This window comes from Vibrio sp. NFR, from assembly GCF_027587095.1.
GTDB lineage: Bacteria > Pseudomonadota > Gammaproteobacteria > Enterobacterales > Vibrionaceae > Vibrio > Vibrio harveyi.
Genome location: NZ_JAPPTN010000003.1, coordinates 298595 through 322493, shown reverse-complemented (window position 1 = coordinate 322493; position 23899 = coordinate 298595). Strand labels below are relative to the sequence as shown.

The 23899-nt window shown below is 38.4% G+C and carries 21 protein-coding genes; 15 read left to right on the top strand and 6 right to left on the bottom strand.

Annotated elements, in window-relative coordinates; all coding sequences use genetic code 11:
• Positions 1 to 2: 2 nt before the first annotated feature.
• The 3 genes from OH463_RS07995 to OH463_RS07985 all read right to left on the bottom strand — a co-directional run bounded on the left by OH463_RS07995 (position 3) and on the right by OH463_RS07985 (position 1712).
• Positions 3 to 764, bottom strand: a complete 762-nt coding sequence (locus OH463_RS07995) for a capsule biosynthesis GfcC family protein (protein ID WP_269990963.1) — start codon at positions 762 to 764, stop codon at positions 3 to 5.
• Positions 761 to 1435, bottom strand: coding sequence for a YjbF family lipoprotein (locus OH463_RS07990; RefSeq protein ID WP_269991001.1), 675 nt, complete (start codon positions 1433 to 1435; stop codon positions 761 to 763). The genes OH463_RS07995 and OH463_RS07990 overlap by 4 nt, the downstream gene beginning before the upstream one ends.
• A 67-nt stretch (positions 1436 to 1502) precedes the next feature.
• Positions 1503 to 1712, bottom strand: a complete 210-nt coding sequence (locus OH463_RS07985) for a hypothetical protein (RefSeq protein ID WP_005489730.1) — start codon at positions 1710 to 1712, stop codon at positions 1503 to 1505.
• 632 nt (positions 1713 to 2344) lie between these two features.
• On the opposite strand from OH463_RS07985, the gene OH463_RS07980 reads away from it, so the two are divergent.
• The 14 genes from OH463_RS07980 (at position 2345) to OH463_RS07915 (ending at position 18544) form a co-directional block, all read left to right on the top strand.
• Positions 2345 to 2860, top strand: a complete 516-nt coding sequence (locus tag OH463_RS07980) for a porin family protein (protein WP_269990962.1) — start codon at positions 2345 to 2347, stop codon at positions 2858 to 2860.
• A 66-nt stretch (positions 2861 to 2926) separates the two neighbouring features.
• Positions 2927 to 5599, top strand: a complete 2673-nt coding sequence (locus OH463_RS07975; RefSeq protein ID WP_269990961.1) for an SLBB domain-containing protein — start codon at positions 2927 to 2929, stop codon at positions 5597 to 5599.
• Positions 5600 to 5904: 305 nt separating this feature from the next.
• On the top strand, positions 5905 to 6882 hold the full coding sequence (locus OH463_RS07970) for a Wzz/FepE/Etk N-terminal domain-containing protein (RefSeq protein WP_269990960.1): 978 nt from the start codon (positions 5905 to 5907) through the stop codon (positions 6880 to 6882).
• A 141-nt stretch (positions 6883 to 7023) separates the two neighbouring features.
• Positions 7024 to 7896, top strand: a complete 873-nt coding sequence (locus tag OH463_RS07965) for a phosphotransferase (RefSeq protein WP_232658351.1) — start codon at positions 7024 to 7026, stop codon at positions 7894 to 7896.
• Positions 7897 to 7898: 2 nt separating this feature from the next.
• Positions 7899 to 8945 carry a hypothetical protein gene (locus OH463_RS07960; RefSeq protein WP_069545012.1) on the top strand — a complete coding sequence of 349 codons (1047 nt, stop codon included), beginning with the start codon at positions 7899 to 7901 and terminating at the stop codon, positions 8943 to 8945.
• A 367-nt stretch (positions 8946 to 9312) separates the two neighbouring features.
• Positions 9313 to 10008: an acylneuraminate cytidylyltransferase family protein gene (locus OH463_RS07955; RefSeq protein ID WP_269990959.1), complete on the top strand. Its 696-nt coding sequence runs from the start codon at positions 9313 to 9315 to the stop codon at positions 10006 to 10008.
• On the top strand, positions 10001 to 11047 hold the full coding sequence (locus tag OH463_RS07950; protein WP_225463578.1) for an N-acetylneuraminate synthase family protein: 1047 nt from the start codon (positions 10001 to 10003) through the stop codon (positions 11045 to 11047). Before OH463_RS07955 ends, OH463_RS07950 begins: the two co-directional genes overlap by 8 nt.
• Entirely contained in the window at positions 11044 to 12180 is a 1137-nt protein-coding gene (gene neuC, locus OH463_RS07945) for a UDP-N-acetylglucosamine 2-epimerase (RefSeq protein WP_232658354.1), read from the top strand. The genes OH463_RS07950 and neuC overlap by 4 nt, the downstream gene beginning before the upstream one ends.
• A complete protein-coding gene (locus tag OH463_RS07940; protein ID WP_269991005.1) occupies positions 12074 to 13015 on the top strand; it encodes a hypothetical protein in 942 nt (313 codons plus the stop codon). The genes neuC and OH463_RS07940 overlap by 107 nt, the downstream gene beginning before the upstream one ends.
• Positions 13012 to 14370 (top strand): O-antigen polysaccharide polymerase Wzy, encoded by a 1359-nt coding sequence (gene wzy, locus OH463_RS07935; RefSeq protein ID WP_310957475.1) that lies wholly within the window; start codon positions 13012 to 13014, stop codon positions 14368 to 14370. The genes OH463_RS07940 and wzy overlap by 4 nt, the downstream gene beginning before the upstream one ends.
• Positions 14357 to 15265, top strand: a complete 909-nt coding sequence (locus OH463_RS07930) for a hypothetical protein (RefSeq protein ID WP_269990958.1) — start codon at positions 14357 to 14359, stop codon at positions 15263 to 15265. Before wzy ends, OH463_RS07930 begins: the two co-directional genes overlap by 14 nt.
• A 1-nt stretch (position 15266) precedes the next feature.
• The gene (locus OH463_RS07925) at positions 15267 to 16514 is read left to right on the top strand and encodes an oligosaccharide flippase family protein (RefSeq protein ID WP_269990957.1); all 1248 of its coding nucleotides are present in this window, start codon (positions 15267 to 15269) and stop codon (positions 16512 to 16514) included.
• On the top strand, positions 16501 to 17469 hold the full coding sequence (locus OH463_RS07920) for a hypothetical protein (protein WP_069545020.1): 969 nt from the start codon (positions 16501 to 16503) through the stop codon (positions 17467 to 17469). The genes OH463_RS07925 and OH463_RS07920 overlap by 14 nt, the downstream gene beginning before the upstream one ends.
• A 262-nt stretch (positions 17470 to 17731) precedes the next feature.
• On the top strand, positions 17732 to 18544 hold the full coding sequence (locus OH463_RS07915; RefSeq protein ID WP_225463573.1) for a glycosyltransferase: 813 nt from the start codon (positions 17732 to 17734) through the stop codon (positions 18542 to 18544).
• A 323-nt stretch (positions 18545 to 18867) separates the two neighbouring features.
• Here the strand turns inward: OH463_RS07915 and OH463_RS07910 are convergent, their stop codons facing one another.
• The gene (locus OH463_RS07910) at positions 18868 to 19875 is read right to left on the bottom strand and encodes a sugar transferase (protein WP_269990956.1); all 1008 of its coding nucleotides are present in this window, start codon (positions 19873 to 19875) and stop codon (positions 18868 to 18870) included.
• A gap of 249 nt (positions 19876 to 20124) precedes the next feature.
• Between OH463_RS07910 and OH463_RS07905 the strand changes: the two genes are divergently transcribed.
• On the top strand, positions 20125 to 21291 hold the full coding sequence (locus tag OH463_RS07905; RefSeq protein ID WP_085319884.1) for a nucleotide sugar dehydrogenase: 1167 nt from the start codon (positions 20125 to 20127) through the stop codon (positions 21289 to 21291).
• 70 nt (positions 21292 to 21361) lie between these two features.
• Here OH463_RS07905 and OH463_RS07900 read toward each other — a convergent pair whose 3' ends face one another.
• Together OH463_RS07900 and tpiA are read right to left on the bottom strand one after the other, a co-directional pair.
• Entirely contained in the window at positions 21362 to 22711 is a 1350-nt protein-coding gene (locus tag OH463_RS07900; protein ID WP_269990955.1) for an MBL fold metallo-hydrolase RNA specificity domain-containing protein, read from the bottom strand.
• Positions 22712 to 23100: 389 nt separating this feature from the next.
• Positions 23101 to 23871, bottom strand: coding sequence for a triose-phosphate isomerase (gene tpiA / locus OH463_RS07895; protein ID WP_005428123.1), 771 nt, complete (start codon positions 23869 to 23871; stop codon positions 23101 to 23103).
• Between the last annotated feature and the right edge of the window lie 28 nt (positions 23872 to 23899).

Below are 23899 nucleotides of genomic sequence, written 5' to 3'. Positions count from 1 at the left end.
GTTTAGTTCTTCGATGAGGTTGGTTTACGTTGTGCAAGCAGAGCGACAATGTCTTTATCCATTTGTGATGTTTCGAACTCATCAAATGGGATGTACACCATGGTAAGTGGTGGCAAGTAATATTGAGTGGTTAACCAACTGCCATGGTGAGGATGAACGACCTTGCCATCCGGGTAAATCAGGACTGGCGGATAGGCGAGCTCACCAATATCACCTGAACGTAGATTATCGACCTGTTCATGCAGAGCGATACCTCCTTGGTTTTCTACTGCGTAGACTTTTTTCAAGTTACCCACATACAGCACTTTCTCTTTGCGTTTTGGTGCACTTAACGCAAGTTGACCTTGTAAAAGAGGGTTATCAAATTTATCCAGACGGATGCGATCAACATCAATGGCCGACAGCACGCGAGGTGCAAACTGGCTTCGTTGGATAAACTTGTAAAATGGGTGCGCAACTAAATTATGTTGAATCATTTGGTTCAACACCGAATTTTTTAAGGCAGTACTTCTTTGCACTGCAGTTTCGGAATTATCAAATAGAGTCACAGCTAAAGGGTATTGTAGGGCGATTTGTTGTTCTTGTGCATGCTTAAGTACGCTCTCTAAACGCGCCGCTTGTTGGAACTGCAATGCTTTGCCCGTTCCGACAAGTTCAACATTAAGCGGTGAAGAGGGGTGGTTTTGAGCTTGAACAGTAGTAGGTGTCGCCAGAATCGTTGCCGTTAAACTTAGGCTTAATAAAGATAGCAGTCGCTTATTCATGATTTGCTGTACCCTTTCAGAATCGTCAATTCAACGGGCACCATGTTTGGACCTAAGTGTTGACGTGTTTTCACTACTTCTCCTTTACCGTTTACCCAGTATTGGTTCTCTACACTTTTTTCTAAGCTGGTAAACGTTACAACCTCGCTATAAACATCAGTAGAGGTAGATGAAATAGGGGTGATGACGGTTTCTTTACCTTGACGAGAACGCTGGACTTTAGCCGGGAATCCATAACGGTATTTGTCAGACCAATCGTAAGAAAGAGAATATTGTGCAGAGGGCGCTGAGTAGGCAGGAACGTTGCCATAAATGCCTGCTAGATTGGTGGTTTGCAAACCAATAGTTTTAACAATATGACCGTTCTCTGTTACCACCATTGCCTTGTCCGCACTTACCCACTTTAATTGGGTATTGCCAGTTAATGGGTTTAGCTCAGCAAAGGCCAACACTACGAATACCTGTTTTTGGTCACCAATTTTTAAGTAAGCACTAGCATAAGGAACTGCTTCAATTTCTTCTGGAGTTAGCTCGACATCGATGTAGTTGCCATAAGCTTCTTGGACTGTCGCGGATACGTCATTAAATTTTTGTGTACAGCCAAAGATTGAGCTCAGTAAAGGTAGGGCAATAAGTAAGCGCATCCATTTTAGCGATAGAAAGGTGTTCATCATTCCCTCATTACAAATAAAATCGCCCTGAGAAATCAGGGCGATATATAAGTCAAGCTAGGCTTGCTTATTTTTTAACACTAGTAGTCGTAGTTGTCGTTGAGTCACTATCTGACGCTGCAACTGCTACTACAGTTACTGCTGCTGCTGCACCTACTGCTACTGCAGTTGTACCAGTTGCTGATGCTGCTGCTGTACCAGTAGTACCAGCTTCAGTCGCTGCAAATGCAGTTGATGCGCTTAGAGCCATAAGAATAGCTAGAGCTGTGTTCTTCATTATTAATCCTTGTATTTCAGATTTTAAAACATCGATGTTTGGTCTGTTTATCACACACCATTTCTCATTTTAGTTAAAAAACAATCAGCATGTAAATAGTTTCCTATGCGAATTTACCTAACGCTAAAGAAAGAACGTGGAAGAATTGAAGGTTGCTCAGTTGTGATTATCGTATTTAATAAAAATGCGTATTCTACTACTTAAGTTTAAGCCACCTCAGAGTTCACGCAAACGTTCACGATTTTTATTTAACGCAACTCCCGTTATATCTTGTTTTAAGTCGCTGACAGCCAATGATTTTCTCATCCGTAAGAATTAGCTAACCATAAACAGAGTTTTGAGTAGGTTCCACCCTCTTGCCGTTTTGCGCTAATCCATGCATAATTTGCCAGCTTTTGTGTAGCGTTTATCAAGACTATTTTTTTGAACGATTAGTCGCAAAAGTGAGGCTTAAAAAGAATAGTTATATCAATAACCGAACGAATCGGGAATCAGCGAACAGTGGCTAACGCTTAATGCCGCCGGGCGGTAGCGTGGAAACGCACAAACGAAATTGACAAAAGTTAACAGACACTCACTGCGCGCGTCATTCATAATGTGCAGCGAACAGTCGACACTCAAGGAACACTTACGTGATTAATAAACGACCATGGGTAGGAGCGTTGAGTGCAATCAGCTTAGGCTTGTGCTCATTTTCTGCCTCAGCAGACTTTTATGCTGGTGCGTTAGTCAGTTACTCTAACGCCGAATTTCATTATTCCTCTTCTTCGGTAACCGAGGGAAACCCTTTCCTTCTTCAAGCGCAAGCTGGTTACTTTTTCAATGATTACCTTGCTTTTGAAGCGCGCTATGGAACCTCTGTACAACGAGACAGCGGACTGGCAGTAGACAGCCTCGCGAGTGGTTTTATCAAGTTGAACATGCCCGTCTCTGAACGTATCGCACTTTACGGACTTGCCGGTTATTCGAGCGTTCAGATCGACCAACAAAATGCAGGCTCAAATAAAGATCAAGGTTTTAGCTTTGGTTTAGGGATGCATTACGCTTTAGACAAGCAGAATGCGGTTGTCTTTGAGTTTGTTGACAGTACATCTGAAGATCAGGTTCGCTTGAACGCACTTACTCTTGGTTTCCAACACCGATTTTAATTAAAGACCTAGCGCCTAGTTTTGTGGCTAGGATTTTTAACTCCTGACTTTAAATAGCGAATTATCATGCTCAAAGGATATTTCTTGATAGGTGCTTGTATTCTGGCAAGCCTATTTGCGCCGCTTACTAATGCGCAGACTCCAACCCCAGAACAAATTCAGATGTTTCAGAACTTACCTGCTGACCAGCAACAAGCACTGGCGAGTAAGTATGGTATCTCTATTCCATCCGGCGCTTCGTCTCAGCCAAGCAGTTACCAAAATCCTCAAGTGATTGAACAACGTCCGGTTGCTAGCAGCGCGACTGAAGCAAAAGTAAACGACGCCGAAAAAGACGAGCAAGGTCTAAAGCGTTTTGGTTTAGATTTGTTTGCAGGTTCACCTACGACGTTTGCACCAATCAGTGATGTGCCTGTTCCGGCTGACTACACGGTAGGAGCTGGTGATGAAATCGTTATCCAACTGTTTGGTAAAGAGAACACGACGCATCGTCTTCGTGTTAATCGCGCTGGTATCATTAATTTCCCTTCTCTTGGTCCTGTTCAAGTGGCGGGGATGACATTCTCTGACGTGCGCGATTCTTTAAACCAGCGTGTAAAAGAGCAAATGATCGGGGTTCGTAGTGATATTTCGTTGGGTGAAATGCGCACCATGCAAGTTTTTGTGATGGGTGATGCCTACAAGCCTGGCGCTTACACGGTGAGTGCCCTAACTACGATCTCTCAAGCTATTTATTACAGTGGTGGCTTTAGTGAGAGTGGCGCCCTTCGTAACGTGCAACTTAAGCGCAATGGTCAGGTAATTCGTAAACTGGATATGTACGACCTGCTACTCAAAGGCGATGCGCGTAATGACATCCGCTTGCTACCAGGAGACGTGGTCTTCATCGGTGCATTGGGTAACACGATTTCAATCGATGGTGAAGTAAACCGCCCTGCAATCTATGAAATCAAACCAGGTGAAACCTATAAGCAAGCGATTCAAATGGCTGGCGGTTTTACGGCTAATGCTTATAGCGATCAAATCGAGGTGAAGCGTTACGCCGCTAAAGGTGCTCGTGATGCCTTAACACTGAACTTTAGCCAGTCACATGACCAACAAACCAAAGTCAAAGATGGTGATGCGGTTAATGTGCTTAAGAAAAATGAAGAGCTGACCCGTTACGTACAAATTGAAGGTGATGTTCGTCATCCGGGCTTTATAGAGTGGAGGAGCGGTCTACGTATTGCAGATTTATTCCAATCCGTTGATACCTCATTTAATTCTACGGCAGATGTAAGCTACGCCATTGTTGTACGTGAGATTAACCCTCAACGCGATATCGAGGTTTACCAAGTTAACCTTGCAAATGCGATTCTTTCTCCAACGAGTAAGGATAACTTGAAGCTCAACTCTCGCGATCGAGTCTTGGTATTTAACCGCTTCAATAACGAAGATTTGGATACATTAGCGGATCAAGAAACCGTTACCAAAGCGAAAACCTTAGAGCAAGCTCAACTTCAAGCACAACAAGAGCAGTTAAAAGAGCAAGAAGTGATGAGCTCGTCAGTGGCTGTTTCTTCTGCAGCGCCACTAGAAAAAGATTTAAAACAACCAAAGATCGTGTTCCGTGGCAAAGAAATCACTAAAGACGATTTTGAAGCATTAAAACAAAATACGCGTCGTACGTTGCTTGCTCCTGTATTGCTGCAACTTCAACAGCAATCGCGTTTGGGTTTGGCTCCGCAAATTGCGGAAGTCTTCGGTGAGGTAAAACATCCTGGGCGTTACCCAATAACTCCACGTATGACGATTTCTACGTTAATTGAAGCTGCGGGTGGCTTAACTTATAACGCATTTACTATCAATGCCGAGTTAGCTCGCACAGTGATCAACAGTAAAGATGAGCGCGCTTCTATTGATGTTGAGCGTATTGATTTGCGCCAAGCCATCAAGGGCAGTACCGCTGACGATGCCATTATTGTTGGCAGAGACCGTTTAAATATTCTTGAGAAGCCAAACGTCAAATTGCAAAGCACGGTAACGTTGCAAGGTGAAGTTCGCTTCCCTGGTACTTATACTGTCCGTCAGGGCGAAACCTTGGGTGAACTATTAGAACGTGCTGGTGGTTTAACCGAATTCGCACATCCGCAAGGGGCTATCTTCACTCGTGAGGCTTTACGCCTTCAAGAGCAAAAGCTACTAAACCAATATGCTGCAGATATGCGAGCAGAAACTGCGAAGAAAACCTTCCGCGCTGATAGTAATATGGGGTCGGTGATCTCTGACCCAGATAAGACACTGAAGTTTGTTGAAGAAGCAAGTCGCAGCAAAGCTCTTGGTCGTATGGTCGTACAGCTTAATCGCATTCTAAAAGACGAGCGTTCTGCGGACTTTATGTTAGAAGATGGTGACTTCCTATTTGTTCCGACCTTCCGTAATACGGTTTCCATTATGGGTGAAGTTCAAGTTCCTATTACATACCTACTGGATAACAAGCTAGATGTGGATGATTACTTGAACAAAGCTGGTGGCGCGAAAAAACAAGCAGACGAAGACCGTATCTTCGTAGTACGTGCAGACGGCTCGGTTTATAAACCAACATCAGGTTACTGGTTTGGTAATAATCATGAAGAGCTAAAAGCTGGCGATACGATCGTTGTCCCAATCGATACTGACTACCGCGATGCATTGAGCACTTGGACTGCGGCTACGCAAATCCTTTACCAAACAGGTGTAGCGATCAACGCGTTGAAATAAGGAACGACAAGGTCATTCCAATCAGCTTAAAACAAGATTAGAAATGCAATAATAGCAAGAGCTTATGTAACGATTGAAGTTACATAAGCTCAGTTTTATGAACATTATTAATCAAAACGGCAAATACTACTCTGAACACCAATAGTGGCATTATCCAGCCGTAGCCCGTCATTCCAGCGAGCCGAAGCGAGACTAGGAATCTTGTCACAACGCGGTTGTGTTTTGAAAGTCGGAGTACAATCTATCAAATTTCACCAATCTCTGAGTCCAGTATAACGAACCTCAGAGCTTAGGATTAAAGACCAATGGAACCACAAAAAGAACCCAATCCAAATTATCTACCATACCCACCTCAACCCCAATCCTCCGATGATGAAATCGATTTGCGTGAACTGTTCAAAGCTCTATGGAAAGGCAAATGGATAGTTATCGCAACAACATTTATTTTTGCTATTGGCTCTGTGCTTTATGCTATGAGCCTTCCGAATATCTACAAAGCGGATGCGCTTCTTGCTCCAGCAGAAAGCTCAAACGGTGGTGGATTATCAAAAATGGCAGGTCAGCTTGGCGGGTTAGCTGCTTTGGCGGGTGTTAATCTTGGGGGAAGTGAGTCTTCTCAAACTGAGTTAGCTGTACAAGTAATGAAATCGCGCCAATTTATTGAAGTGTTCATCAAAAAGCATAATTTACTCGTTCCGTTGATGGCCGCAAAAGGTTGGGATCTGGCAAATAATAAACTTATTCTTGATGATGAGGTTTATAACTCTGGTACAAGTGTTTGGTTGCGAAAACCAGATGGGTTAAGGGGAGCAAAGCCAACTGCGCAAGAAGCATTTGAAGTGTTTAGAAAAGAAGTACTAAACATCAGTCAAGATAAAGACAGCGGTTTATACACAGTGTCAGTGAAACACTATTCGCCTTATGTTGCTCAACAATGGGTAAATTGGCTTATTGATGATATCAATAAAGTTATGCGTGAGCGTACAATTAAAGAAACATCACAAAACTTGACTTACCTGAATACTCAGTTGCAAAAAACGGCTGTTGCAGATATGCAAAGTACCTTCTACAAGCTGATTGAAGAGCAAACTAAAAGCTTGATGTTAGCTGAAGTGCAAGAAGAGTTCATCTTTAAGGTAGTAGACCCTGCAGTGGTGCCGGAGCTTAAAGATGGCCCCAAACGAGCAATGATTTGTGTGTTGGGTACCACTCTTGGCGGTATGCTAGGACTATCAATAGTGTTCGTTCTGTTTGCATTTAGAAAGGGGAATACTAAGCGTTAGATTCTCGGTGGATACTAAGAAATTTATTAGACAAAGTTGGTCAAAATAGGCGACTATCTTTGGTCGTCCCGAAAGTATCAATTATATTTTAGGTATAATTCAATAGTAGAGACGTAAGTATATTTTAAGTGGGCTAGGCTAATGATAGATATAACGCAAAAAATACAAGCTGCATCACATTCTGGGGCTACGTTACAGGTTTTCCAAAGTGATGGTAATTATTTTGTTAGAAAAAAAATAAATGCTGCGATAGAAAAAAATCATAGTGCGATACAAAAACAAAGTTATTTCAAACCAATTAAAACCCCGAGTTATAACATTATAGCTATTCCTGTTACTGATATTATACATAGCCCGAATGAGCTATCTATTACAATGCCTTATATTGAAGGGTTAGGTGGGGAACAAGTTGCTTACAAAGGGTCAAAAGTTGTTGCGAGGAACTTGAAAACGGCATTGGATTTTTATCTAATTAAAAGTGTTACGGCAAGTGAAGATCAATGCTATCCCGTTAAAAATGTGATTGATAAAATAGAGCAAATTTCAACAAATTTGACTGGTAAGTGGCACATTTTTCCTGATCTTAAATCCCATATCATGGATTTTAAACAATACTGTCGTAATGACCTCGTAATGCCTATGGGAGAGTGCCATGGAGATTTGACGCTATCTAACCTCAAAGTCACAGAAGAAAATGAACTTGTATTATTTGATTTTCTTACTTGTGAAATTAATAGTCCCCTCCAAGATGCAGCTAAGCTTATACAGGACTTTGAATATGGATGGAGCTTTAGAAAAGAAAAAACCAGTGTTCGCATTAAGGGTGAGATATTTTGTGAGCATGCAATGCCTTCTTTTTTAAAGACGTTAAATCGACTTTTCTATTATGAAATGAGAATTATAGAGACTTTAACTATATTGCGAATTGCTCCTTATATTCAGGAACAAGACAATGTTACCATTGATTGGTTCAACAACGTAATGATCAAAACCATGCGCAAGATAAAAGGATAACTATGTTTACGTTAATTCTTCCCGTCGCCGGACGCTCTTCACGATTCCCTAATATGCGTCCTAAGTGGCTATTAACTATGCCTGATGGCAAACTCATGATTGAGAAATCAATTGAGAATATCGATTTAGATGTATTTGATCGCGTTGTCATCGTATGTCTAAAAGAGCACCTTGAAAAATATACATCTGAGGAGATGGTATTAGAAAGCTTCTTTAAAAGTAGTGGTATTAAACCCGAGCTTGTTATTCTAGATGAGCCCACGTCATCTCAATCTGACACAATTTATCAAGCGATTAAGCGAGGCAATATTGAAGGCGCTATCTTTATCAAAGATTGCGACAACCTTTTCACTTGTTCACCTGAGCCAATCAACTCCGTTGCCACTATCGATCTCAATGATATTGAGTTGGTCGATGCAAAGAACAAGAGCTATGTCGAAGTAGATTCTCTTGATGTTATTTCTAACATTGTGGAAAAAGAAGTTATTAGTAACTATTTTTGTTGTGGCGGTTATAGTTTCCGCTCAGCGAATGATTTTTGTAAAACGTTTGAGAGTATTACCTCTGAGAGTGAGGTCTACATCTCACATGTCATTTACAAAATGCTAATGTCGAATGAGGAGTTTATTCGTAAAACGGCAACTGACTATTTAGATTGGGGGACGTTGCGCGAATATCGCCACTATTGTAAAAAACACCTTACCGTCTTTTGTGATGTAGATGGAGTGCTACTTAAAAATGGTAGTAAGTTTGCGAAAAGCGGCTGGAAAACTTCTGGTCTTGAAGCAAATTTATTAAAAATCGCTGAGCTCCAAAAAGACGGAGGCTTATTCTTAATCTTAACCTCCTCTCGTCCAGAAAGTGCGATAGAATACACAGTTAACGAGCTTGCTAAATTTGGTGTTCGAGTCGATCGTTGTTTGTTTGGCCTGCCACACACTCGACGTTATTTAATTAACGATTACTCAGCTACTAACCCTTATCCGTCAGCCGTTGCAATTAATTTAGAGCGTGATAGTGAAACACTTAGTCATTTGTTTGATGACTAAAACAGACTGATAATATTTCATTTTGATGTTGTTCGAAACGATAATATACTCTATCTACATATTATAATTAACTTAAGGCTGCCACACAAAACGTCAGATAACTCTTATATGACATTCTGTGGATAAGTGAATAAATTATTTTTATTTCTTACTGATCAGTGTTACCACTTGGTAGTCGATTTATTTTAGTATTTTCAATTAAATTGCTAATGTTATTTATATTAAATTCTATTAATATAGGAATCTTGGTTCATTATATAATCTCAAAATTAATGATTATTGGTTTTTGAGTTGTTAAATGAAACTTAACATTATAATATGTTGTTTTTGATTTTATTTTTAACAAGCTATAGTGAAAATTAAATAAATGAAAGGTTTTGTTGCTTTAATTACCGCACGTGGTGGCTCTAAAGGTTTGCCAAGAAAGAATATTCTTGATTTGAATGGTAAACCGTTGATTGCTTGGACTATCAAAGCTGCGGTTGAATGCTCTAAAATAGAAAGGGTTTTTGTATCAACAGATGATGAGGAAATATCAAGAATTAGTAGGGCTTATGGAGCTGAAATTATAAATAGACCTAAAGAACTAGCTTTAGATAACTCGAGTAGTATCGAAGTTATAAATCATGCGATTAGTTGGTTTAGTAAAAATAATGTATTTTGCGATAATATGGTCTTATTGCAACCAACTTCACCATTGCGGAACTCGGGTCACTTAGACGAAGCACTAAAAAATTTTGAAGAAAACAATGCAAACTTGATAATTAGTGTCTTTGAGCCAGAACATACGCCTTTTAAGTCTTATGTTGAGAATAAAGACGGCTCTATCAGAGGTTTATATCACGATGAAGCTCCTTATATGAGGCGGCAGGATCTCCCAGTTGCTTATCAGCCCAATGGTGCTATATACGCATTTTCCACGATAGCATTTAAAGAAAATAATACGTTTCCAACAAGCAAGGTCTATCCCTACATTATGTCGAAAGAGGATTCTATCGACATCGATACTATCGCTGAACTAAAATACGCAGAAAATATTATGAAGGAAAAAGAAAATGAATAATCCAGTGTTTGAAATATCCGGCCGTAAAATTGGTTTAGATTATGACCCTTTAGTAATTGCAGAAATTGGTATTAACCATGAAGGTTCTCTGAAAGTTGCTTTTGAAATGGTCGACGCTGCAATTGAGGGGGGGGCTGAAGTAATTAAACATCAAACCCATGTAGTAGAAGATGAAATGAGTGGAGAGGCTAAGAAAGTTATCCCTGGTAATGCGGATGTCTCAATTTATGAAATTATGGAACGTTGCGCATTAAATGAAGAGGATGAGACTAAGCTGAAAGACTATGTAGAGTCCAAAGGGGCTATATTTATTAGTACACCATTCTCTCGAGCGGCAGCACTTCGCCTAGAAAGAATGAATGTTCCAGCATATAAAATTGGCTCGGGGGAATGTAATAACTACCCATTGTTAGATCTTATTGCTAGTTTTGGTAAGCCAATCATTCTTAGTACTGGAATGAATGATATTCCATCTATAGAGAAAGCAGTCAATATTTTCCGAAAACACAATACGCCTTTCTGCTTATTGCATACTACCAATTTGTATCCTACTCCTGACCATCTAATTCGTATTGGTGCGATGGAGCAATTACAAGAAGCCTTTTCAGACGCGGTTGTCGGACTATCAGATCATAGTATTGATAATCTAGCCTGTTTAGGAGCCGTTGCTGCTGGAGCTTCTGTATTGGAGCGTCATTTTACTGATTGTAAAAGTCGACCTGGTCCGGATATAGTTTGTTCTATGGATGCAAGAGAATGTGCCGAGTTAATTAAGCAATCAAAACGAATGGCACAGATGCGTGGTGGGAAAAAAGAGGCTGCAAAGGAAGAGCAAGTGACAATTGACTTCGCCTATGCAAGTGTGGTCACGGTAGAAGAAATTAAAGAAGGGGAGCTTTTGACTCGTGAAAACCTTTGGGTTAAGCGCCCTGGTACTGGGGATTTCTTGGCCGAAGACTATGAATCTCTTCTCGGTAGAACTGCGAAGACCACAATTCCGGCAGACGTTCAGTTAAAAAAGAGCATGTTACTTAAATGAAAAAAATGTTATTCCTTACGGGAACTCGCGCTGATTTTGGTAAATTAAAGAGTTTAATTTCAAAAGTAGAAGAGAACCCTGCGCTTGAAGCTCACATATTTATTACTGGCATGCATATGATGGCTAAATATGGCATGACTGCTAATGAGGTAGACAAAGCTGGCTTTAAATCGACGTATCGGTATATCAACCAAAATGGTTTTGATTCAATGGATGTGGTACTGTCGAAAACTATCCAAGGTCTATCTGATTATGTAAAAGAACTTGGTCCTGATATGATCGTTATACACGGAGATCGTGTTGAGGCTATGGCTGGGGCTATTGTCGGTGCTCTAAATAACATCTTAGTAGCTCACGTTGAAGGAGGAGAGGTGTCGGGTACTATCGATGAATTAATTCGTCACTCGGTATCAAAGATGTCCCACCTCCACTTTGTTGCTAATGAAGAAGCAAAAAACCGACTTATACAACTTGGTGAGTGTGAGTCGACAATATATACGATCGGATCGCCAGATCTAGATATAATGATTTCTTCAAACTTACCGAGTCTAAAAGAAGTGAAGGAAAGGTATAATATCCCTTTCGAAACGTACTCTGTATTTATGTATCATCCAGTGACTACGGAAATTAACGATTTAAATGTTAATATATCTAACACAGTTGATGCGTTAATTGAAAGTCAAAAGAATTATGTTGTAATATACCCAAATAATGATCATGGTTCTCAGATAATAATAGATGAATTATCTAGACTAGAAGATAATAACAGGTTCTGCATTTTTCCTAGCATTAGGTTTGAGTATTTTTTAACATTATTAAAAATGTCAGAGTTTATGATAGGAAACTCAAGTGCTGGCGTAAGGGAAGTTCCTTTTTATGGAAAACCATCAATTAACCTTGGTTCTCGTCAAAATAATAGATCTAATGCTCAGTCAATAAAAAATGTAATAGAGAAAAAAGAAGATATCCTAAAGGCTATTCAAGAGTTACCTAATATTAAATGTGAGCCTGTGAAAGAATTTGGCGATGGATCTAGCGACGAAAATTTCATTCGCGCTATCAATGACAGTAAGATTTGGCAAACAAACAAACAAAAAAGATTCATGGATCTCAAAAAAAATTATGACGTCTAGAGTAAAAAATTGGTGTTACGTATATTTTTCCTATTCAAAAGACTACAATCTTCTCGTTGCTAGTGTCAAGTCTATTATTGACACTGAATTGGACCATAAAAATATCTATATTTTTGAAGATCCTGAAAGTACTTTTTGTAAAGAAGAAAGAATGGCGTTGACTTCATTAGGCTGTAAAGTTGAAAAGCATCCTCTAGGTCAATCTCCTAAAAACGGTAATGGAATTGATACAATTGCAGCTCAGGCAAAAGCTATGTTATACGCTATGGACGATAGCTCGTCAGAGTTTTGCGCCAAAGTTGATTCTGATACTTTGTTTGTCAAGCCGCTAATAAATAATGGCTTCTTGGCAAACCATGATTTAATCGGAACTAGAGTTTCATATAAAGGAGAATCCGACTACATCTATGGGAATATTTATATAGTAAGTAATAGATTTGCAAAGTCGATAGCAAAAAATATTTATAATGAAACAATATTACCCTGCCTTTCGTATGATGCTTCTAGATATTTCGCAGAGAATAGAGTGATCTATGAGCTTTCAGATATACTCGGAATGCACAAGAAAATCTACAACCATGAAACTGGTTTTGTCTACAATGTCGATACTATATCAAATGCAAGGATTGCATTTTCTCTTAAGGAAAAGTTTTTTTCTGGGTATGGAGTATTCGACAGCAAATTTAAAACAATCCATCTCTGGTCATCAAATGAGCTTTTAAAGTACTATTTGGAACGAGCTAAGTTTCCTTTTTACCTTGAACTTACTAAGTTAAATATAAAAAACTCATTCAAATATATTAAACATACTATGTCAAAGATGATTAGAAAATGAAATTATTACTATATAGCATAATGGCTATTTTATTATACTTTTTGCTATTCTTTGGTTTTGAAATTTCTTCTTACCTAGCCATATCGTTATTTGTAATTTGTCATACGTTAATATTTTCTCTAGATGCAGTCAGAAGTTCATATAGAAAAATTAACATCTATGTCATATTGATGTTGACCATTTCTGTCTTTCTTTGTGGTAGGTTCTTTGCTTACATACTGCTCCTGAACGATTCTGTGTTTCGTACAACTTATATGGTGTACGAGACCGTCACTTTTGAACAGTTACGTGCAACATCCTTGTATCTTATTATATTCATTAGTGTGCTTAGTTTTACATGGCATCAAATTTCTCGATATAATTTTAATTCTCAGGATGCTTGTCTAAAAAGCACATCAAGAACAGATGTAATTGGTCTTATAATACTATTATCATGTTTGGTATATTATGCCTATGATATGTATAAATTGCGTGGGTTAATAGGAGGAAACTTTCTTGAGCTATACTCTGACCAGAATGTGGCTGAATATAGTTCCAATATAAAAGTTTACTTTCAATTAATGCTGTTTATGGCGTTTGGACTACTTTCTGTTTCAAAAAGGAAATTCTTAGTTAAATTAAGCTATATTTCGCTTATTTCCATATCTGTATTTTATCTTATTCTTGGGGTTAGAGGTCTTTTCTTTATGATCGTAATCCTGTTAGTTTATGTAAGGTATTCGCGTGATGGAAAAGGATTAAAGCCCAAGTCAATTATTATTCTAACAGTTTTAGTTGGTTTTTTAATATTCTTAGCTCAATATGTAGCAGCGACTAGAGCTGGTATTAAGTTCGATCTGACTAGTATTAAAGACATATTAGGTCTCTTCTTAGCTTCTCAAGGAAGTACATTTTTACTGTTTAATATAGCAGTGACGTCACTCGAGTCTGTTCCTGTCGATGCTTTGCTCTCTCTCTTTATTCCAGCATACGGGCATGTAGCAAATATATTTGATTACGTCCCTCTACAAGATTTGTCTCTTGCTCATCATTTCTCTAACAAAGTAAATTCGGATCTCTACTCTCAAGGTATGGGGTTAGGATGGAGTGTATTAGGAGATCTCTATTATCTATCAATAGGAAATTATGTTCTATTTGCGATTTTGTCATATTTTCTTTGTGGGTTTATTGTTGGTTTTGAAGCTTTTGGCAAGAGGAATATATATGTTAGAGCTATTTTCTATGCGATTTTTACAAAGATAATAATGCTTCCTCGTTCAAGCTTATCTAGCCTTTTTCCATCTTTATTTTGGGCTCTGTGTATACTCAGTTTTTTCTATATTTTAATTTGGATTGTTTTTTATGCAAGACGTTGATTTTTTATTTAGTATTGCTATACATGATGATTTTGAAAGTGCACTAGATTTAATCGAAAACACTAATCATTTTGTTCCAAATTGTTTTATAATTGTTCATTTAAGCCATTCTTTCCAAAGAAAACAAGACTTTATTCAACTTATTAAATCTCAATATAGGAATGTGATTGTAAATGAAATAAGTCTTCGTACAGGTCTATCAGATCAAACTTTATTTTTTGTTCATTACAGTAACTTATTACTGATAGAGAGAGAAGGTATTAAATATAAATACTTTTCTATTGTAGGTAGTAATCAACTTTTTGTAAAAGAATTAAACTATCAAAAAGTTACTGGGTTAATGAAGAAAGCAGAATATGAGGTTAAAACCATAAAAAACGACAATCAGTTATTTAATCTTCAATACTGTAAACCAATAAAGAGATTGTTCCATAAGCTTAATATTAAAACAATCCATAAAATTCCTCCTGAAGGTGTTTTGTATCCTCGAGAGCTGATGGGTATTTTATTCACTAAACCAGTTGTTGACTACTATAATAAATTTTTGTCTTTTTATTTATGTAAGAGAAAATCAGAACTAAGGACTTTGTATAATAATATTGCAAAACGAATTGTTACCAGAAGGTTATCGTTTTTAAATGGAATTATACCATCTTGTTTTCCAATGTTTAGAATTGCAAGTGAAGAAGTAATATTCCCATCTTTAATCTTTAAAGACTATCCATTAAGTAAAATGCCGTATAGTAACTACTGCTTTTTAAATTGGAAAAATAATTTGTCAGTCACATTGGAAGATATCAACGTTATTCAAGTTGACGGCTCTGAACTGTATGCAGTCAAGAGAGTAGATAGAAAGATTGACGATCCGATTAGGACTTACATTAGGTCGCTTTGAAATGTATTCTAGATTTTTTACAACATTTGCGCTGAGAGTTTGTTCAATCGGTCTTGTCTTTATTAGCTCTGTGATTTTAGCGAGAGTATCTAAACCTGATGATTTTGGTGTTTACAGCTTAATTCTGTCCTGGGCTGGTGTTATAAGTCTATTATGGGACTGGGGCTGTAATACCTACTTCTTTAAATCTATATCTAAATTTAACATTCTCGGTTTTAGCTCTGCTAAGACAAGAGTCATAGCTCGTCTAATTATTATTAAGGCTAAGATATTAACCACCACTATACCTTTTTTGATTCCGGTTATCGTATTTCTTGATCTACCCGTTTTATCAATATTTGTTATAGCTCTACTTACAACTATTCAATTAAGTATTTTTTGTTTTAATCGCGCTGTAAATCGGCAAAAAAGCGCATTAATTCAATATGAAATACTGCCCAATATAATAAGAATAGTGATGTTGACTATTTTATTTTTTGCTTTTGGAAGCATTGATTTGTCTCATATTTTGGTAATTCAAACATGTGCGCTCAGTATTCCGATTTTATTCTGCGGACTAAATTGTAGATATTCCTCAATATTTCTACCTTTAAAAAAAATATTTTTTCATCGCAGTACAATGAAATATATTAAAAATCTAGTTCCAATAGCAACAGTCAATGTTTTATTATACTTTCATTCCCAACTAGATATATTGCTTCTAGGCTTCTTTGATGCAGATAGCGCGGATATAGCTGGATATGCTATATCACAGCGAGTTTCTATGATTATCGGTATTGTAGCTTCAGTCGCTACTCTAGTAATACCGTATAAATTAAATACTACTTTGACTCGTTCTACTTCTCTAGAGGCAATAAACTATACATTGAAAACTACCGTTGTTATTTCATTATTAGTAGTTGCTCAAACTTCATTCATCATTTATTTTTCACATGATATCTTGATGTTATGGGGAGAAAATTATACTAATTATGATGATTTGCTTAAAATTCTTGTTTTAGGTCAATCATTTGTAGTTTCATGTTGCATTGTTGGTCATCTATTTTTCTTATCTGGAAAACAAAAATATAACAGTTGGATCGAGTTTTCTGGGTTTTTCTTAAATGTAGCCTTGGGAGGAGTGTTGTATTTTCGATATGGGATATATGGGTGTGCGTATGCAACGTTAATCACCTTCTCCTTAATGAGTTTGCTCAGGGTGTTTTTATTAATTAGATATCGAGGTTACTTTAAAAATGAAGCAGTATAACGTGGTTATTTGTACTAACTTACAAGAGCTGAAAGATATACTTGAAATTGGCTTAATTAATGAGAATGCACACATATTATTAGATTGTAATGTATCTCTAGATGGGGTTGACATTTATACGGATAAAGTAACAAGATTTTCGGTAAGAGAATCTAAAGCTTTGGTCATTTATAAGCTGTTTTCTTGTCTTAGAAAATATAAAAAACACGAGATATTATGTGGCTTTACTTTTTTTGAAATTAGATTTGTTGCAATGCTTTTAGGGCTTAACATAACATCTTATTATCGATGTCCTGTTACTTTTATTAATCGACCAGTGTATAATGTACTTCATAATATTGGTTCAATCTCACCACGACTCCGCCTTTTAAGCCAATACTATGCGCAAAGGTATATAGTGTCTAACCATTCTTCATTGGCTCAAATAGAAAAAAGATTTGGCGAGCAGTCTAATATAATCAAAGTAAAAGCACCTCATTTTAATCGTTATTGTTCTATTGTAAATTTGAAGCAACCTGAAAATATTGTTTTTTTAACAGGGGCTCATATTTATCACGGTGATCTAGAAAGCCAAGATTTTCAAGTCAAGTTATTGAATAAGTGTATAGAGAGCCTTAGTGCTGGTGAAAAGATTTATGTTAAAATACATCCAAGAGACAGTCTGGAAAATTACCCATTTTTAAGTCCAAATAATTCTATTCTACTTGAATCTTTCGAAGACTGCTTGTCAGTAGCATCAGACTCGACCTTCTTCTCTAACTTTTCTTATATGGGGCTTGAGATTAACTCTTTGGGAGGTAGAGTTAACTTTATTGTCGACGAAAAAATGCATGAAAAATATGGATTTTGGTTTGAACTCTATAATGTGATACCAAGTTTTAATGTAAGCGATATTTTAGACAGGAAGTTCTTAAATATTAATAATGACTTTTTTCTTAACGTTGACAATGTTTAAGTCTAATAATATTTCTGTTGTAATATAGATTTATCCGCCCCTTAGGTTTTATAAGATAATAGATGATTGTACAGTGAATGAGTGAAGATAGATTAATAAAAGGTGTTGGTATCTTTATGATTCTATGTTTTTAAAGAGCCTGTTTTCTTAGAATGAACTCCTTTTGATAAACTCTTGACTTCTCATGCTAATAAAAATTCTCTAGGCTAATATAGCCATCTTTATCTTTTTGATGTGTTTTATTTTTAAAAAAGAGTCATAAATGAAGTTTTCAGTATTAATGTCGTTGTACTATAAAGAAGAATCTTTATTTCTACATGAATGTTTAGAAAGTATCCAAGCTCAAACTTTTACACCTGACGAGTTAGTAATCGTCGAAGATGGACCTTTAACTGATGCTTTATATGAAACATTAAATTTTTGGGAAAATAAGTTGCCTATAATCAGGGTTAAGCTTGAAAATAACGTAGGACTTGGCAAAGCGTTGAATCAAGGTCTAAAGTTCTGTAACTACGATATCATCGCTCGTATGGATACAGATGATGTTTGTGCACCTTCACGATTTGAAAAACAATTGTCCATCCTGAATGACTCAAGAATAGATATATGTGGTAGTTGGGTTTCAGAGTTTGAATCAAGTTGCGAAATAATAACTGCTTATAGAAAGCCACCAGAACACCACTCTGAAATCGTAACCATTTCAAAATTGAGAAACCCGCTAAACCATCCGTCAGTTATGTATCGAAAGGATGCTATATTAGATGTTGGTGGATATGATGATGTTTTATTTTTTGAAGATTATCATCTTTGGTTGAAGCTGATTGACCGAGGCTATAGGTTTTACAATATCCAGGAACCTTTAATTGCAATGCGAGCAGGTATAGGGCAACTTTCAAGAAGGGGAGGGTTTAACTACGCACTTTTTGAAATTGCTTTTTTAAAACGCAGTTCGCAAGAAGGAATTATGCAAAAAAGGCATGCGATTAAAAACTCTTTACTTCGTTTCCCTTTACGTATTCTGCCAACGAAAGCACTCGGTAAAATTTACCGAATAATTAGAAGTAAAGACTCGTAGCTAACAACTCATATCCTTATAAATTGGAGCTATATTAACTCTGATTTTACGATTAAAAATGATTTGATGTTTTTCCTTAGTTATTTAGATAGTAACGGATGACTAAATGTGTGGTGTGAGAAATAATACTTTATTATTTTAAATGTTTAATTTAATCGGACTGTCTCAAAGTGCAATCACTTTGAGACATTTTGACTAATATATAAATCAGACAATAAAATTACAAGGTGTTATTTTCTATAGACTTTACAATAATTTAGCTTGTTCTAGATATATAATATTAGTCGTGCAAGGCTATGAAAAATCAATTAAGTCCATAAAAATCACCTCCCCATTCCAAACAAAACAGTTTTCACCGTAAGGAGTAAAATCTTCACTTCCATTTTCCAGTTTTGATGTTTAATGTAATAGATATCGTATTTGTGCTTCCAAACTGCATCATCAATAGATGCACCATAAGGGTATTTTACCTGAGCTAGTCCTGTAACGCCTGGCTTTACAGCGTGACGAAATCGATAATAAGGAATCTCTTTTTCTAATTCCGAAATAAACACTTCTCGCTCTGGGCGTGGACCCACCATCGACATTTCGTTTTTTAATACATTAATTAGTTGTGGTAGTTCGTCAATACGTGTCTTACGAATAAACTTTCCGACTCGTGTTACCCGTGCATCGTTTTTCGTTGCCCATTTCGCCCCATCTTTCTCTGCGTCATTTCGCATTGAACGGAACTTAATGACATCGAACTCCTCATTATATTGCCCTGTACGCCTTTGTTTAAAGAATACGGGACCTGGAGACTCAAGCTTGATTAAAAGAGCTGTAATTAGGCCCACAGGAATTGCTATCCAAGCCAGCATAAAAACAAAAAGCAAATCAATCGCTCTTTTTTGCCAACTGTTCTTCCGGTTAGATAAGATTGAAAAAGCTTTTTGGTGAAGGAAATAGCCACTATGGAGTAGTTCAGTTTCTGTGTACCCCAAACGTCTATCAAAATAACTTACTAAAGGTTCCACCCAAGCCCCAAGCTCTGTAGCAGCGACGAGATATGCCTGTTGACTGCTATCTAGGTGAGAGCTTCTAAAATGACAAAGAGTTTTGTTTTTGAAGTCTCTGATAGAATAGTTATTCACTTGAGCATTGATTTCAGGATGTCTTTCTAAGACGGAAGAAATGGTTTCTTCATCTGAATCTGGGCAATAGATATAAACGCAAGTATCCCTAGCTTCTGCTTTTAAGTCTTCTGATGATACCTGAGTGCTAAGAGAGTTATTGTCAGGTAGCTCTTTCGCTTCTCTCTTTTGAAGCGTTGTGTCGATAGTGTCTGTCATAGGTAAAGTTTTAAATGTTAGACTAGCCAATTACTGATAACCACGGAAGTATAGTTTATTTATAGGTGAATTTATATCCCAAATAGTCAAAGTTGACTTTTGGGGCGCTCAATAGTAAGCAAAACACAGGTGTCACTCTACTTAAATTCTTGTTAGAAATAGCGATAATACGTTTTTGTATTGCACTTCACATAGTACCTCGTCTTCACTTTTGTTATCCTTCTAGGGAATAAATTAAGGGGTTTCCTTATGAAAATTGCTGTTGCTGGTACCGGTTATGTTGGGCTTTCTAACGCTATGCTGTTAGCTCAAAACCATGAAGTGGTTGCACTAGATATTGTTCCTGAAAAAGTTGAATTGCTAAACAAAAAACAATCTCCAATTGTTGATGCTGAGATTGAACACTTCCTTGAAAACAGGGAACTAAACTTCATCGCAACAACCGATAAGCAGAAAGCTTATCAAGATGCAGAATATGTTGTGATCGCAACGCCAACGGATTATGACTCAGTCACGCATTACTTTAATACTTCTTCTGTTGAAGCGGTGATTAAAGATGTTATGTCTATCAACACTGATGCAGTAATGGTGATTAAGTCTACTGTTCCTGTTGGCTATACTGCTCGAATCAAAGAAGAGTTGGGATGTGAGAATGTCATCTTCTCCCCTGAGTTCTTGCGTGAAGGCAAAGCGCTTTATGATAACCTTCACCCATCACGTATCATCGTTGGTGAACGCAGTGAACGTGCGGAAGTATTTGCTAGCTTGCTAGTGGAAGGGGCAGTAAAAGACGATATTCAAGTTCTTTTTACTGATTCGACAGAAGCTGAGGCAGTGAAACTTTTCTCCAACACCTACCTTGCTATGCGTGTAGCATACTTTAATGAGCTGGACTCTTATGCAGAAGCTCATGGCTTGGATGCTCGTCAGATCATTGAAGGAGTTGGCTTAGATCCTCGTATCGGTAATCATTACAACAATCCATCATTTGGTTACGGTGGTTACTGTTTACCAAAAGACACGAAACAGCTTTTAGCCAATTACCAAGATGTACCAAACAACATCATTGGTGCGATTGTTGATGCTAACCGTACTCGTAAAGATTTTGTGGCTGAAGCTATTCTTAAGCGCGAACCAAAAGTTGTCGGTATTTACCGTTTAATCATGAAGGCGGGATCGGACAATTTCCGTGCTTCTTCTATTCAGGGCATCATGAAGCGTATCAAGGCGAAAGGTGTTGAGGTCGTAGTTTACGAACCCGTGCTCAAAGAAGAAGATTTCTTTAACTCTCGAGTGCTTAAAGACCTGAATGAGTTCAAACAAAGTGCGGATGTGATTGTTTCTAACCGCATGGTGGAAGAGTTAGCTGACGTAGCGGATAAAGTTTACACGCGTGACTTGTTTGGTAGCGACTGATCAATTTCTGGTAAGGTCCTAGTTTGCTAGGACCTTCTTTGCTTTTACTAAAGTATTCACTTCGCTCTAATCAATAAACCACCTCAATTCCCTCAGCTTCCAACTTCTCTCCTAACTCTTTTTTTGCTTCTTTCTCTCCATGTATCAAATGCACGGCTTTTGGTTGTGTTGGAGTCCCAGTAACAAACTTCAATAAATCGCTTTGGTCTGCATGTGCAGAATATCCAGAGATGGTATGGATCTGTGCGTTGGCTTCGATTGGTTGGTTATCGATATCCACCGTGTGGCTGCCTGATTGGATTTCTCGCCCTAAGGTTCCTTGTGCTTGATAGCCCGCAAACAGCACATCATTTTTTTCGTCTGGTAAGAGTGCTTTTAAGTAATTGACGATTCTTCCTCCTTCGCACATACCGGATGCCGCGACGACAATTGCAGGCTCGTCGGTGGAGGCTAGTCGATTTACTAATGCTTGATGTTCTCGATGGTTTTCTACAGTAATGCATTGTTCAAAGGCGAGGGGATGACGATGATTGTTGAGCTTTTGCTTTGCTTCTTTTCCCCACAGTTTTTTGAAACGCCGGTAGGTCTTCGTGACTCTTTTCGCAAGCGGTGAGTCTAGGATAATTGGCAAAGAAGACGACAAGTCGCGTTGGTGAATCAGTTGCTCAATATCGAATAACAGTTCCTGCGTACGTCCTACGCTGAAAGCTGGGATCAGAATTACACCACCGTCTTGCAGTGCGTGATCGATAATGGCGTTCAAGCGCTTAGTTCGAGTTGCAATGTCTTCATGCTCTTTGTTGCCGTATGTGGACTCGATGAACAAATAGTCGGCACGCTTTGGCGGCTTTGGATCGGGTAAGAGCGGGGTATTGGACGGACCTAGATCGCCGGAAAATACGATGATTTCATGATTGGGGAGTTTGAATTCCACGTAAGCGGAACCAAGAATGTGCCCCGCAGGCTGAAAGCGTAGGTAACATTGTTTGCCAAGTGGCAGCCATTGTTGGTAGTCATGGGGTCTTAGCTGTTTTTTAATAACATTGAGGACTTGTTGACGCTGGTGGAAGTTCAAACCCAGTTGCAGCTTTAATCCATCTTCTAGCATGAGCGGTACCAGTTCGGCTGTTGCTTTGGTGCAGTAGATGGGACCTTTAAATCCAGCAGCCAGTAACCAAGGTAGGCGTCCAATATGGTCGATATGAGCATGAGTCAGGACTAATGCTTTGATGTGTTTAACCGGAAATTCAATATCCAGTGATGCCTTGCGATTACCAAAATGGATGTCTTTGCCTTGAAAGAGTCCGCAATCGATCAAGATGCTACCGTGTGGCAGTTTCAATTCATGACAAGAGCCTGTGACGGTATGTTTCCCACCATGGTGAATCACACTGGCGATGTCTGATATTGGTGTTGTCATGTCGATTGCTCCTCCTTGAACAAGCATAGGTCAATACTAAATCTTGAGGGCAGGGTAAGTGAATAGAGTTCGTTGGTTGGATGGAATTGAGTGGGAATAATCGGAAGTGCGATTAGGTTCTTTGTTTTGATGTAAGGCGTTTTTCGTTACTTAACTTTGGGTTTGACACATGCGGTTAGTAGATTCCTGATGTCGCTTAAGCTCCTCGGAATGACGGGAGTCTTATAGGTTGTGTCTGTTGTTTTGCTGGTTTGATTTGGGGGTGTGCGGAGGGTAGATTCCTGATGTCGCTTAGACTCCTCGGAATGACAAAACTCATTAGATCGTAGGCAAACAAAAAGGGATGCGTGATGCATCCCTTTGTTATTTCTGCTTAATAAAAAGCGAAATTAAGCTTTAGCTGCTGCCGCTGCTTTAGCGATAGCTACGAAACTCTTAGCGTCTAGAGAAGCGCCGCCAACTAGAGCACCGTCGATGTCTGGTTGTGAGAAGTAAGCTTCAGCGTTTTCTGGCTTAACAGAACCGCCGTATTGGATGATTACTTGTGCTGCAACTGCTTCGTCTTTCGCTGCGATTAGTGCGCGGATAGAAGCGTGGATGCGTTGTGCATCTTCAGCTGTTGCTGCTTTACCAGTACCGATAGCCCAGATTGGCTCGTAAGCGATGATTGCGCCGTTTAGAGCTTCAACACCGTAAGTGTCGATAACTGCGTTGATTTGACGTGCACATACTGCTTCAGTTTCGCCAGCTTCGTTTTGAGCTTCAGATTCACCGATACAGAAAACAGGCGTTAGACCGTTTTCTTTTAGGAAGTTGAATTTCTTAGCGATGAACTCGTCAGATTCGTTGTGGTATTCACGACGCTCTGAGTGACCGATGATGATGTGAGAAGCACCGAAGTCTTTCAGCATTTCTGGAGACATATCGCCAGTGAAAGCACCGCTGTTGTTTAGGTCAGTGTTTTGTGCACCTAGGATAACTTTGTTACCGCCTTCAGCGATTACGCGCTCAGCTAGATCGATGTAAAGAGCTGGTGGAGCTACTGCTACGTCAACACCTTCAACGCCTTCAAGTTCAGCGTTAATACCAGTTAGCAGCTCAGTTACCATTGCTTTGCTACCGTTTAGTTTCCAGTTACCCATCACTACAGGACGACGCATAGGAATATCTCCCTTATCTTTAATGTAA